The 12512-nt window shown below is 70.0% G+C and carries 6 protein-coding genes; 1 reads left to right on the forward strand and 5 read right to left on the reverse strand.

Features of this window, described 5'->3' with window-relative positions; genetic code table 11:
- Positions 1 to 600 precede the first annotated feature (600 nt).
- On the forward strand, positions 601 to 1230 hold the full coding sequence (locus tag AB0F70_RS22325; RefSeq protein WP_357453502.1) for a GNAT family N-acetyltransferase: 630 nt from the start codon (positions 601 to 603) through the stop codon (positions 1228 to 1230).
- Between the two features lie 101 nt (positions 1231 to 1331).
- Here the strand turns inward: AB0F70_RS22325 and AB0F70_RS22330 are convergent, their stop codons facing one another.
- The 5 genes from AB0F70_RS22330 to AB0F70_RS22350 form a co-directional block, all read right to left on the reverse strand.
- Entirely contained in the window at positions 1332 to 2351 is a 1020-nt protein-coding gene (locus AB0F70_RS22330; RefSeq protein ID WP_357453504.1) for a sugar phosphate isomerase/epimerase, read from the reverse strand.
- Positions 2351 to 4966 carry a PQQ-dependent sugar dehydrogenase gene (locus tag AB0F70_RS22335; RefSeq protein WP_357453507.1) on the reverse strand — a complete coding sequence of 872 codons (2616 nt, stop codon included), beginning with the start codon at positions 4964 to 4966 and terminating at the stop codon, positions 2351 to 2353. Before AB0F70_RS22335 ends, AB0F70_RS22330 begins: the two co-directional genes overlap by 1 nt.
- 149 nt (positions 4967 to 5115) lie before the next feature.
- Positions 5116 to 6117 (reverse strand): sugar phosphate isomerase/epimerase family protein, encoded by a 1002-nt coding sequence (locus AB0F70_RS22340; RefSeq protein WP_357453510.1) that lies wholly within the window; start codon positions 6115 to 6117, stop codon positions 5116 to 5118.
- A gap of 56 nt (positions 6118 to 6173) precedes the next feature.
- Complete coding sequence (locus AB0F70_RS22345) at positions 6174 to 6779, reverse strand: hypothetical protein (RefSeq protein WP_357453513.1); 606 nt, start codon at positions 6777 to 6779, stop codon at positions 6174 to 6176.
- Between the two features lie 110 nt (positions 6780 to 6889).
- The gene (locus tag AB0F70_RS22350) at positions 6890 to 12484 is read right to left on the reverse strand and encodes a ThuA domain-containing protein (protein ID WP_357453516.1); all 5595 of its coding nucleotides are present in this window, start codon (positions 12482 to 12484) and stop codon (positions 6890 to 6892) included.
- Positions 12485 to 12512: the final 28 nt, after the last annotated feature.

The raw sequence follows: 12512 nt of genomic DNA on the forward strand, positions 1-12512 counted from the left end.
CCGTCAGAGCTGCAATCTTTCCGATCGCTTCCCTGTCCGGGGCAGTGCCTGTAACTTACCAGGCTCTTTCGGACTTTTCCAAATCCTCGTCAGCCGGTCAGCCGGGAGAATTCTTCAACCATCCGAATCATTTCTGATTTCCGTAACCTACCACATTCTTTCGGCCGATCAATTCGCTTCCGTTTCTCAGAACCGGAGGGAATTGCACCTGCCTGCCGAATACGGCGCCACATCCTGTTCCGGGGAACACAAAGCTTCCCGGTCCTTCGATGTGGGTTTCAGCCCCGGCACGGCCACCCGTCCGTTTCCGGCTGGTGTCCGTCTGCCCGTCGGGCTGACCTGGAGAACATTACACACGATCCCCCGTGGACGCCACTTCGCTCGGAGTGGCCTGCGGCACACTATGTTTCCGCAGGTCAGGACCTATTTTGAACAAGTCATGGCACCCCCTGGTACGACGCTTGTGACGGGAGACACGTCGGACAGCTCTCCACGCCCCGCCACGGCACCGGACCGACCCGCCGTTGGCCTGTCCAGCACCGGTATTTTCCTGTTCGAGCCTCGTGATCGCCGCTACGAGCCTCGTACTACGTTCGGACAGTGACATCCGAGCCCCGGGCCACGTCCCCCGCCCCCGTCGAGAAGCCCACCGAGACCGCCGAGGCACTGCGCACCACTACATCCGGCGTCGTACGCAGGGCTACCGCCGACGACGCGGCCGAGGTCGCGTGGCTTGCCGCCCTGACCTTCCCCCTCGCATGCCCGCCCGAGGCCTCGCGCACCGAGATGGCGACGCACATCGCGCAGAAGCTGACCCCCGCGCGGTTCCGTGAGTGGGCGGCCAGTGACCGGCACGCGCTGTTCGTGTACGACGACGGCGTGCGTCTGCTCGGCTACGCGCTCCTCATCCTCGGCACCCCCGAGGGCGCGGCCGAAGCCGCGACCGTTCAAGAAGCGAGCGGGCGGCCGGCTCCCTACGTCGAGCTGTCCAAGATCTACGTACAGCCCGACGTCCAGGGCGGCGTCGTCTCCGGGGCGCTCATGCGAGCGGCCGCCGAGACGGCGGACGAGCTCGGCCCCGGCCTGCCCTACTGGCTGGCCACGAACGCGCAGAACCTGCGCGCCCAGGCGTTCTACCGGAAGCACGGCTTCGAGGTGATCGGCAAGCGCACCTACGTGGTGGGCGGGCTGGAGCACGACGACGTGGTCCTCCTCCGGACGACCCGCTAGAAGACTGGTAGCCCGGCGGCGCCGCAGCGCCGTCCGACAGCAAGGGGTGTGGCCGACGCCGGACGGCGTCGGCCACACCCCTCACTCAGCTGCTCGTGCGCTCAGCAGCGCTCGGCGCGCAGCGACCGGATCTCGTCGTACGACCGCTCGGCGTTGCCGAACGAGTCGACCGGGAAGCCCGGTGCGGCCACCGAGCCGGCGTTGTCCTGCTCCCAGATGCCGTGCCGGCGGCCCGAGCCCGCGAGCGCCGACAGGAACTCGGTGTACGGCAGGTCGCCGGCCCCGAACTCCACGATGTCGTAGCCCCCGGTGTTCGCGGGGTTCGCGTCGCCGTCCTTGAGGTGCAGGAGCGGGTAGCGGTGCGGGTTGCGCTTGACGTAGTCCACCGGCTCGAAGCCCGGGTAGCGGTGCTTGCCCACGAACGCCCAGTAGACGTCCATCTCGAGGAAGACCTTCCTCGGGTCGGTGTTGTCGTAGAAGACGTCGTAGAGGCGGACGTCGGGGTTGTCGGTGGCGAAGCTGAACTCGCCGTCGTGGTTGTGCTGGTAGAACTTCAGGCCGCGGGCGGACGCCGCCGCCCCGAAGCCGTTGAACTGCTCGGCGGCGGCGAGGTAGCCCGCGACCGTGCGGTTGTTCGTGGGCGCCTGGGCGGTCCCGATGTGCTCCATGCCGAGGATCTCGGCGATGTCGAGCTCGCGCTCCATGTTGTTCGCGAAGTCGGCGATGCCGCGGTGCGAGCCGACGGCGCGCAGCCCGTTGTCGTCCAGCAGCTGCCGGATCTCCTCGGGGGTGATCGCGCCGAGCTGGCCCTGGGTGTATCCGGCGAACTCGACCTCCGCGTAGCCCATGTCGGCGAGCCGCTCGAACACGGTGCGGAAACCGAGCGAGGAGACCTTGTCCCGGATCGAGTACAGCTGGATGCCGATGTGGCCTGCGGGCACGAGCACCCGGCCACGACCCCGGCCGGCGGTCGCCGCTCCGGTCGCCGCCGCGGGTGCGAGGACCGAGGCGGCTGCGCTGCCCGCGAGCCCGGCGCCGGCCAGCGTGGCCGCACCCACGGCCACGGTGCCGCCGGCCAGCCTCAGGAAGTTCCTGCGGTTGACGTCAGTGCGTGATTCCATCACTGCTCTCCTTCGGTCTGAGCGGCCCCGGTCGGGCCGGTCGAGCTCTGTGCGGCCGAAGGGGGCGTGCCGACGCCCTCGCCGACCATCGTGATCGCGTCCACGTCGAGGCCGCCGGCGGCGGTGATGTAGAGCGTCCCGGTGGTGCTGCGGTCCCGGAACTGCAGGTCGATGTCCCGCCAGGTACGGGCGTTGACCTTGGCGCTGGCGAACGGCTTGGCCTTGGGCGAGCCCCAGCGCAGCTCGACAGTGCCCTTGCCGCGGATCTTCGCGGTGGCGCTGTCGATACCTGACAGGTTCACTCGCTCCAGGGCGATCGAGTCGCGCTTCGCCAGGCCGTCGACGTACGCGCCGGACGAGGCCGCCTCGTCCTGGACGACCTCGACGCCCTTGAGGGTCGCGTGCTCCGCCTCCTGCAGCTTCGGGTTCAGGCGCAGCGTGGCCTCGCCCTTGGCGGGCGGCAGGCCGTTGGCCCCGTTGTCGGTGTAGGTGACGACGACGGCGCCGTACAGGTGCGAGCCGGCGCCGTGCTCCGGGGAGTTGGGGTCGGTCGGGAAGACACCCGTGCAGCCAGTGCCCGATACCTCGGGGTGGGCGTGCTCGTCGTGCCCGAGCCCGTAGGACCACGCGACGCGGCTGCAGACCGTCTCGCTGCCGTCCTCGGCGTCCTGTGTGCTGATCTGGAACGGCACCGCGTCGCCCCAGTTGAAGAACCCGCCGTCGGCCGGGAACTCGACGGTGACCTCGGGTGCCTGGTTGCCGACACTGATCTCCCGCGAGGTCAGCGAGAACTTGGCTCGCGCGTCGGTGACCCTCAGGCGGGCCGTGTACACGTCGAGCTCGGTGTAGGTGTGGGTGGCCTGCGCACCGCTGGCGTCGAACGTGCCATCACCGTCGAAGTCCCACTCGTACGTCAGCGCGTCTCCGTCGGGGTCGGTCGAGGCGGATGCGTCGAACGAGACCTCAACGGGTGCGGACGACGACGACGAGGGCGTGGCCGTGAACCGCGCCTGGGGCGCCTTGTTGCCCTCCGCGTAGTCGATCCGGTACAGCCCGGAGTCGGGGTTCTGGCGGAAGAAGCCGTCGCCGTACTCCAGCACGTACAGGGAGCCGTCCGCACCGAACTCGAGGTCGATCGGGTTGTCGTTGCGGAACATGCCCGCCGCTTCCAGCGCGGTGTTCGGGAAGAAGTCCTCGATCTCGCCGACCTCGAACGTGGACCAGTCCACGCTGAACGCCGCGAGGTAGTCCTGCGAGAACTCCCCGAAGAACGCCTTGCCGTCCCAGACCGAAGGGAACTTGCCCGGCGCGGTCTCGTCCGCGTCGTAGTGGTAGACCGGGCCGCCCATGGGGCCCTGCCCCGTGCCGGAGCCGAAGTTCACGAGCTCGTCGCGCGGCTGCTGCCCCGGCTGGTCGCCGTAGTACAGGGTCGCGGTCCGGGCCGGCGGAAGCTCGGTCAGGCCGGTGTTCCAGCGGGAGTTGTTGACGGGTGCCGCGCAGTCGAAGAACTCCCGCGGCGTCGCGGTCTCGAAGTTCCACTCGTTGTAGGCCGCGTTCGGTCCGTGGCAGTACGGCCACCCGGAGTTGTGCGGGTCGTCGAGCCCGACGGCGTTCCACTCCACGTAGCCCATCGGTCCGCGGTCCGGGTTCGCCGCGCCGGCGTCGGGGCCGTAGTCCGCCCAGGTGAGCGAGCTCGTCTCCGGGTCCACCTCGATGCGGAACGGGTTACGCACACCCATCACGAAGATCTCGGGGCGGGTGCCCTCCGTGCCCGGGGCGAACAGGTTGCCCTCGGGGATGTCGTAGGTGCTGCCTGCCCCCGGCGGGGCGTCGGCCGGGATCTCGTCCTTCACGTCGATCCGCAGGATCTTGCCCCGCAGGTCGTTGGTGCTTCCCGCACCGCGACGGGCGTCGAAGCCCGGGTTCATGTTCGGGGCGTCGTTGTTCGGGGCGTACCCGTTGGCGCCGGGCGTGCCGGCCGGGGTGTTGTCACCTGTCGACAGGTAGAGGTTGCCCGCGCCGTCGAAGTCGATGTCCGCGCCGACGTGGCAGCACTGGCCGCGCTGCACCTCGACGTCGAGGATCGGCTGCTCCGAGGCCGGGTCCAGCGCGTCACCGGTGAACGTGAACTTCGACAGGCGGTTGACGCCCACCCACCGGTCCCAGTAGCTCTCGTCCTCACCCGCGGGCAGCGTGTTTGGCGCGTTGCCCGACGGCGTGTCCGCCGCACCGTCGCCGTCGGCGTCCCGCGGTGCGTACACGAGGTAGACCTCGTTGCTCTCCGCGAAGTCCGGCGCCAGGGCGATGCCCTGCAGGCCGTCCTCGGAGTTCGCGTACACGTCGAGGGTGTTGACCAGCTTGGTCACCCCGGTGGCCGGGTCCGTCAGGCGCACCTGGCCGTTGCGGGCAGTGTGCAGCACCCGCGAGTCCGGCAGGACCGCCATGTCGATCGGCTCACCGACGTCCTTGGTGAGCAGGATCTTCTCGTAGTTGCCCCAGTCGGTGTCGGCCGCTGCCTCGACGTCCTGGGTGTCGTGGCCCGGGTGGCCCGGGTGGGCGGACGCCGTCGGCGTGGCCAGGAGGGTCGATCCGACCAGCGCGGCGGCCGCTGCCACCGCGAATGTCTTCTTTTGACGCGCTCGCGCGCGTGCCTGACTAGTCTTCATGCGTGATGCAGCTCCTCGTCGAGTTTCGTCACGCAGGCCGGGCCTCGTCCGCATTCCCATTCGTCCGGGGCCCGGTCCTGCTCAGTGCATCGGGTGGGTCAGCGCGTCGAGAAGGCCGCGTCGAACGCTGAGTCCGGCGCGTCGTACGCGTGGGTGCGCACGAACTCGAGTGCCTCCGGAGCGCCGACGAGGCGGTCCATGCCGGCGTCCTCCCACTCCACGGAGATCGGGCCGTCGTAGCCGATCGTGTTGAGCATGCGGAACGCGTCCTCCCACGGGACGTCTCCGTGCCCGGTCGACACGAAGTCCCAGCCGCGGCGCGGGTCCGCCCACGGCAGGTGCGAGCCCATGCGGCCGTTGCGGCCGTTCGTCATGCGCTTCTTCGTGTCCTTGCAGTCCACGTGGTAGATCCGGTCCTTGAAGTCCCAGAGGAAGCTGACCGGGTCCAGGTCCTGCCACACCATGTGGCTCGGGTCCCAGTTCAGGCCGAACGCCTCGCGGTGGCCTATCGCCTCAAGGGTGCGCACGGTGGTCCAGTAGTCGTACGCGATCTCGCTGGGGTGCACCTCGTGCGCGAACTTCACGCCTACCTCGTCGAACACGTCGAGGATCGGGTTCCAGCGGTCGGCGAAGTCCTGGTAGCCGGCCTCGATCGTGGCGTCGGAGACCGGCGGGAACATCGCCACGTACTTCCAGATGGCGGAGCCCGTGAAGCCGACGACGGTCTTCACCCCGAGCTTGGCCGCCAGCCGCGCGGTGTTCTTCATCTCCTCCGCTGCACGCTGCCGCACGCCCTCGGGGTCGCCGTCGCCCCACACCCGGTCGGAGACGATGTCGCGGTGCCGCTGGTCGATGGGGTCGTCGCAGACGGCCTGGCCCTTGAGGTGGTTCGAGATCGCCCACACCTTCAGGCCGTGCCGCTCCAAGAGCTCCAGGCGCCCGGCGACGTACTCGTCGTCGTCCCAGCGCCAGGGGTCGAGATGGTCGCCCCAGCAGGCCAGCTCGAGGCCGTCGTAACCCCACTTCGAGGCGAGGCTCGCCACCTCCTCCAGCGGCAGGTCGGCCCACTGGCCGGTGAACAGGGTGATCGGTCGTGCCATTTTCTTTCCTCCTGTGCGTGACGGTCCGGCGTCGCCGGTCGTACCCATCGGTCTTGTCAGGTCGCCCGCCTGCGGAGGAGGACGACGACCGTCGCCACTCCCGCGACCACTAGCGCCACCAGCGCCCAACCCGTCCAGGCCGGCAGACCGCCGGATGCCGGCGACCCGTCGTCCGCCGCGCCGGCCGCGTCCGCCTCAGGGTTGACCCCTGCGGCGTCCGAACCGGCCGGCTGGGACTCGGACTCGGACTCTGGCGCTGCGGACTCGGACGGCGGGGCTGCCGGGGCGACGACGTCGACCTCCACCTCGACCTCCGCCTTCTTCGGCTCCTTCACCTGCGCTGTCACCGTCCAGTGCCCCTCGCCGAGCAGCTCCGGCTCGGACTGGTACCAGCCGACCCCCTCGGACGCGGAGACGAGCGTGACGGGGCCGATCTCCTCACCGTCGTCGGACACCGCCCGCACGACGACGACTGCCGACTCCTCGACCGGGTGGCCGTCGCCCGCCCAGGCCAAAGCCGCCGAGACGCCGCCGGCGCCGTCCGTGCCGAGCTCGATATCGATCTTGCCGCCGTGCGCGGCGGCCGGAGCCATGGCGGCGGGCGCGACGCCGAGCCCGAGCGCCAGCAGGAGCGCCGCGCCGAGGCGGGTGAACCGTTCCATGTTCGTTCCTCTCCGACTCACAGGGGGTCCGGGGTCACCAGTCCTGCCGCTGACCTCGGGCCATGGTGCGACGGGGCGTGCACCGGCGACCGGTGCACGCCCCAGGTCGCTCAGCTGTCGCACCCCTCCTCGACGGTCACGATGACGTAGGCCTTGCCGGACGGGCTGAGCACCCAGTCCCCGACCGGCGTCAGCTCGGCGCCCTTGGCCGGCGTGGCGATCACCCGGTAGTCGCCCGGGGCGAGGTCGCGCAGGTTACGCGGCTTGCCGTCCGCCTCGCCGTCGACCCAGTTGTGCACGACGTAGCCGCGCACCCCCGGCAGCTCGACCGGGTCGATCGAGCCACCGGCGTCGCACGTCGTCGCCTTCACCACGACGTCAGGGGTGTTCGGGTCGGGGCACTCCGGCTGCTCGAGCGTCACGAACAGGACGGCGTTCCCGTTGTCCCGGACCTTCCAGCCGTCCTCGCCGACGAGGACGTACCCTTCGGCCGGCCGGGCCGCGATCCGGTACCTCCCGGGAGCCAGGTCGTCCAGGTCGTCCACGACGTCACCGGCGGCGCCGTCGACCCACTCCCGCACGACGTAGGACCGCACGCCCTCCACCTCGGCCGGGACGATCGCGCCGCCCGTGACCACCTCGGCCCCGGACGGGCCGTACGAGCACGTGGGCTGCACGACGTCGACCGCCGGCGTCGCCTCGGTGAGCTGCGGTTCGAAGATGGTGAATTCGACGGTCTCGCCGACCACGGTCTCGCCGTCCGCCGAGGCCCGCACCTGGACGGCGTGGACGCCGAACGTCGAGATCTCCACCGGCGCGGTGTACTCGGTCCAGCCGTCGTCGTCGACGTTCACCTCCCGGTACACCGTGGCGCCCTCCGGGCCGCCAGTGGTCTCCACGGTGACCGTGACCGGCCCGAGCCACTGCCCGTCCGGGCCGTCCGGTTCAGCAGGCGACAGCGTGCCGGTCACCTCGAGCGGCTCGGCCGCGCCGGCCACCCGGAAGTAGTCGAACGACGCCGTGGCGACCGACTGCTGAGGGCCGCCGAGCGCGAACAGACCCACCCGGGCGTCCTGCAGTCCCTCGTGCGTCACCGGCTCGGCGAGGGCGGTCCATGCCTCACCGTCCGCGCTGTACTCAGCGGTGAACGTGGACCCTTCCTTCGACAGCCGCAGGTGCCACACGCGCGACGTGAGGTTGTTCGCGCCCGGCTGCGGGTTCTGCACCACCGCATCGACCTCGCTACGCAGCTCGATGCGCTGTGTGACGGCGCTGCCCGGAGCGTTGTCGGTCACGAGGTCGAGCTTGACGTAGTTGTCGTCGTCCCCGTACACGATGAGACCGCCCTGCTGGTACTGCTGGTCGAAGGCCGACCCGTCCACCAGGGTCTCGACCGTCCAGTCATCTTCCGGCAGGTCCTGCACGACGATGTTCGGGGTGCCGGTGTTGCTGCCGGTGTAGATGTCAGTGGCCGTCGTGTCGATCTCCAGCGCGCCACCGGTCACCCGGTAGCCCGTCGGGTCCTCGCGCACGATGTCCCAGCGGCAGGCGTCGAGGGCGTCCCCGTCGAACTCGTCCGCGGGCCCGGGGGCCGCGGCCGTGTCGTCCGGTGTGATGTGGAACCAGTCGAACCGAGCGTCCACGACGTCCGCGGCCGAACCGGCGCCGGCGAGCGCGAACAGCCCGATCTGCGGGTCATCGATACCGGCGAGCGCCTTGGTCTGCGGCATGGCCGTGAACTCCACGCCGTCCGCCGAGTACGACGCCGTCAGGTCCTCGCCGTCGCTGCTCGCCAGCCGCACGTACACCGTGTCGGGGTACGCCGCGCCGAGAGCCGCGGTGTTGGAGTCCCCGACCTCGTTCGGCGCGCCGGCCTCCTCGCGGATGTACTGGAAGATGCGCGTGGCCGGGTCAGCGGGTGCCGAGCGACCCTGGAGCACCATCTTCGCGTAGTTGTCGGCGTCGCCGTAGATCACCAGACCGGCCTGCTGGTACTGGGCGTGGGCCGGGATGGTCACCTTGGCCGTCGCGGTGAACGGACCGTCCGGCAGGTCCTGCAGGACGACGTTCGGCACGGCCGTGTTGTTCGTCCCGTAGAAGTCCGTGGCGGTCGCCGGGATGGTGAGGAGACCGTCGGCGACCCGCAGGTCCTGGTTGCGGTCGAGCACCGTCCAGCGGTCCGGGTCGAGCTCCTCACCGAGGAAGTCGTCCGACCGGCCCGACAGGCAGAGCTCCGGCTCCGGGGCGATCCCGGTGACCTCGACCATGACGTACTCGACGGCGTACGCGCCGCGCTCGTCGGTGACCCGCACCTGGAGCCGGTAGTTGCCCGGCTCGTCGTAGGTGTGCAGATAAGACGACGTGCCGTCGACGAACCCGTCACCGAGCCCGGCGTCCCAGGCGTAGGTCAGGTCGCCCGTCCCGTCGGGGTCGGTGGCCTCAGCGGTAGCGGTCACCGTCAGTGGGGCCTCGCCCGAGACCGGATCGACCGTCAGCTCGACCTCCGGCCGTTCGTTGTCGGCGACCCCGCGGCCGTCGATCTCCATCCAGTTGACGTTGATCCCGCCGGAGAGCAGGACGAAGTGCAGCGAGCCCGAGTCGGAGGGCACGTTGGTCAGCTCGGTACGAGCGTCGACGTACTGCTGCCAGCCGCCGGTGCTCGGCACCGTGATCCGGCCGATCTCCGGGCCGTCCGGGGCGTCCCAGCGCACCGAGACCTCCCCGCCGGTGACGCCAGAGGCGGCGCGCAACGAGATCGCGTCGACGCCGTCCAGGCTCAGCGGCTCGTGGGCCCAGTAGTCACCGGGTTCGATGAACCCGATGTTCTGACCGCCACCGGCGGTGTCGCCCGTCTGCTCGATCTGGACGCCGGGGTCACCGGTGCCGTCGCCGACGCCCTCGGCGCGGCCCGTGCCGGTGAAGAACTCCGACTGGATCAGCTTGGGCTGCAGCACCTGCAGGTCGTTCCTGGTCAGGGGTTCGCCGGCCGCGCCGCCGTCGTCGGTGTAGAACGCCTCGATCACCCAGAAGATGTTCGCGTCGATGCCGTGGCCCTCGTCGCGGGCGGTGTCGAAGACCCCCGAACAGCCGGTCAGCTCGCCGAACGGGTGGGAGTGCCCCGCGTGCCCGAGCCGGGTGAACAGCGTGACGTTCTCGCAGTTCACCTCGCCGTCGGGATCGTCGATCGCGACCTCGTAGCGCACCTGGTCGCCCCACTCGAAGAAGCCTCCGTCGTCCGGGAAGGTGATCGTCACCTCCGGGGCGATGTTGCCCACGACGATCGTCACGTTCGCCACGCCGGTCTGCCCTGCTGGGTCGGTGGCGACGAGCTGGGCCGTGTAGCGGCCGTTCTCGGTGTACGTGTGGGTCGGGTTCGCCTCGGTGCTCGGCGCCGAACCGTCGCCGAACGTCCACTGCAGCGTGAGCGGTTCCCCGGCCGGGTGCCGGGTGCCCTCGGACGAGAACTGCACGGCCAGCGGCGCCAGGCCGTCGGTAACGTCGGCGCCGGCCTGGGCGATCGGCGCGGGGTCGCCCTTGACGTAGTTGACCTTGTACACGCCCGAGCTGTCGTTGTTGCCGCCGAAGCCGGAACCCCAGTCGACGACGTACAGCGCGCCGTCGGGCCCGAAGTCGAAGTCCATCGGCCGGTCGAACCCGGCCGCCGGGTCGAAGATCTGCGGCAGGACCCGGTTGATGTCCACGAGGTCGTCACGCTGCTCGCCGGCGAGCTGGAACGAGTACATCCGCCCCTGGTTCCACTCCCCGAACAGCGCCTTGCCGTCCCAGTAGGCCGGCCACTTGACGTCGGACTCCAGCTCCGGGTCGTAGGAGTAGACCGGGCCGCCCATCGGGGCGCCACCGCCGCCGATCTCCGGGAAGAGCGGGTTGGTCCCGTACCCGTACCAGACCTCCGCCTCCACGGCGGGCGGCAGCTGGGTGATGCCGGTGTTGTTCGGCGAGTCGTTCACCGGACCACCCGCACAGTCGAACGCCGCCCCGGACTGCCCCGTGGCGAAGTCGTAGTCGCGGTAGTCGGTGTTCGCGCCCGTGCAGTACGGCCAGCCGTAGAACCCGGGCTCGCTCACGACGTTCCACTCGACCGTGCCGGCGGGGCCGCGCGTCGCGCTGGCCGCTCCGGCGTCCGGGCCGTAGTCGGCTACGAGAACGTTTCCGTTCGCGGGGTCGACGCCGATCCGGAACGGGTTGCGGAAGCCCATCGCGAAGATCTCGGGCACGGTGTCCGCCGTACCCGGCGCGAACATGTTCCCCTCGGGGATCGTGTACGAGCCGTCGTCCTGCGGCGTGATCCGCAGTACCTTGCCGCGCAGGTCGTTGCTGTTGGCCGACGTGCGCTGGGAGTCGTAGTTGGCCCGGCCGGCCCGCTCGTCCAGCGGCGCGTAGCCAGCGGACTCGAACGGGTTCGTGTTGTCGCCGGTCGCCACGTAGAGGTTGCCGTCGGCGTCGAAGACCATGTCACCGCCCGCGTGGCAGCACGTCTGACGCTGCGTCGGGATGACCAGCACGGTCTCCTCGGTAGCCCGGTCGATCGTCCCGGCGGCCGCGTCGTAGTCGAAGCGCGAGACCCGGTTGTGCGGGCCGTCGTCGCCGACGTCCTGCGGGGACCAGAACAGGTAGACCCACCCGTTGTCCGCGAAGTCCGGGTCGAGCACGACACCGGTCAGCCCGTCCTCGTTGGACTGGGTGACCGGCAACGTCATCGCAGTGGTCGTGGTGTTCGACTCGGGGTCGATCGTCCGGACGCGGCCGTCGCGCTCGACGTAGAAGACGGTGCCGTCGGGGGCCACGTCCAGCATCATCGGGTTGGCGGTGTCCTCGTCGAGAGGCACCATCTCGTAGCTGTCGCTCTGCGTCGCGGCGCAGTCGGAGTCGACGACGCCCGCGGCCGTCTGCAGCCCGCCCAGCAGGTGCTCGACGAACTCCGGCTCCGTGTACGAGGCGTCGGTGTGCCCGCCACCCGTGTACCACGACCGGCCCCCGTCGTACTCCTGGCACCAGGCGATCGGGTGCTCCGCACCCATCGCGCCCGTGCCCGCGGAGTAGGAGGACTCGTCCAGGGACGCGAGGACGTGCACCTCGTCGCGCGGGTTCGTGCGGAAGTTGTACCACTCGTCGTGGCGGTCCCAGCGGTCCGGCAGGTGCGCCGTCGACGCGTGGTCATGGTCCTCGACCTTGATCGTGGCGTCCTGGTTCTGCGGGTGGGAGTTGAAGTAGGCCCCCACCAGCTCGCCGTACCAGGGCCACTCGTACTCCGTGTCCGAGGCCGCATGGATACCGGCGTAGCCGCCGCCACCCTGGATGTACCGCTCGAACGCCGCCTGCTGCTCCTCGCTGAGCACGTCGCCCGTGGTGGACAGGAAGACGACCACCTCGTAGTCGGCGAGGCCATCGTCGGTGAAGACGCCTGCGTCCTCGGTCGCGGTGACGGTGAAGTCGTTGGCCGCACCCAGCTGCGTGATCGCCTGGATGCCTGCGGGGATCGAACCGTGCCGGAAGCCCGCCGTCTTGGAGAAGACGAGGGTGTCGAAGGGCTCGGCCGCGGCGTCGCCCGGTGCGGCGGCCACCTGCGCGAGCTGGGCCGGCGCCGTTGCCGGCTGTGCCGCGGACGTCAGTGCGGCGGGAACAACAAGACCGATCGTGGCTGCTGCCACGACCACCGGCCGCAGAATGCGGCGGGTTCGTTGCACGTTTCTCACCTGGAGCTCCTCATCGAGT

Source organism: Promicromonospora sp. NPDC023805, from assembly GCF_040639635.1.
Taxonomy (GTDB): Bacteria; Actinomycetota; Actinomycetes; order Actinomycetales; family Cellulomonadaceae; genus Promicromonospora.

Coding starts and splice junctions, on each gene's coding strand:
- AB0F70_RS22340 (WP_357453510.1), bottom strand. CDS start 6,117: ATGGCACGACCGATCACCCTGTTCACCGGCCAGTGGGCCGACCTGCCG.
- AB0F70_RS22330 (WP_357453504.1), bottom strand. CDS start 2,351: ATGGAATCACGCACTGACGTCAACCGCAGGAACTTCCTGAGGCTGGCC.
- AB0F70_RS22345 (WP_357453513.1), bottom strand. CDS start 6,779: ATGGAACGGTTCACCCGCCTCGGCGCGGCGCTCCTGCTGGCGCTCGGG.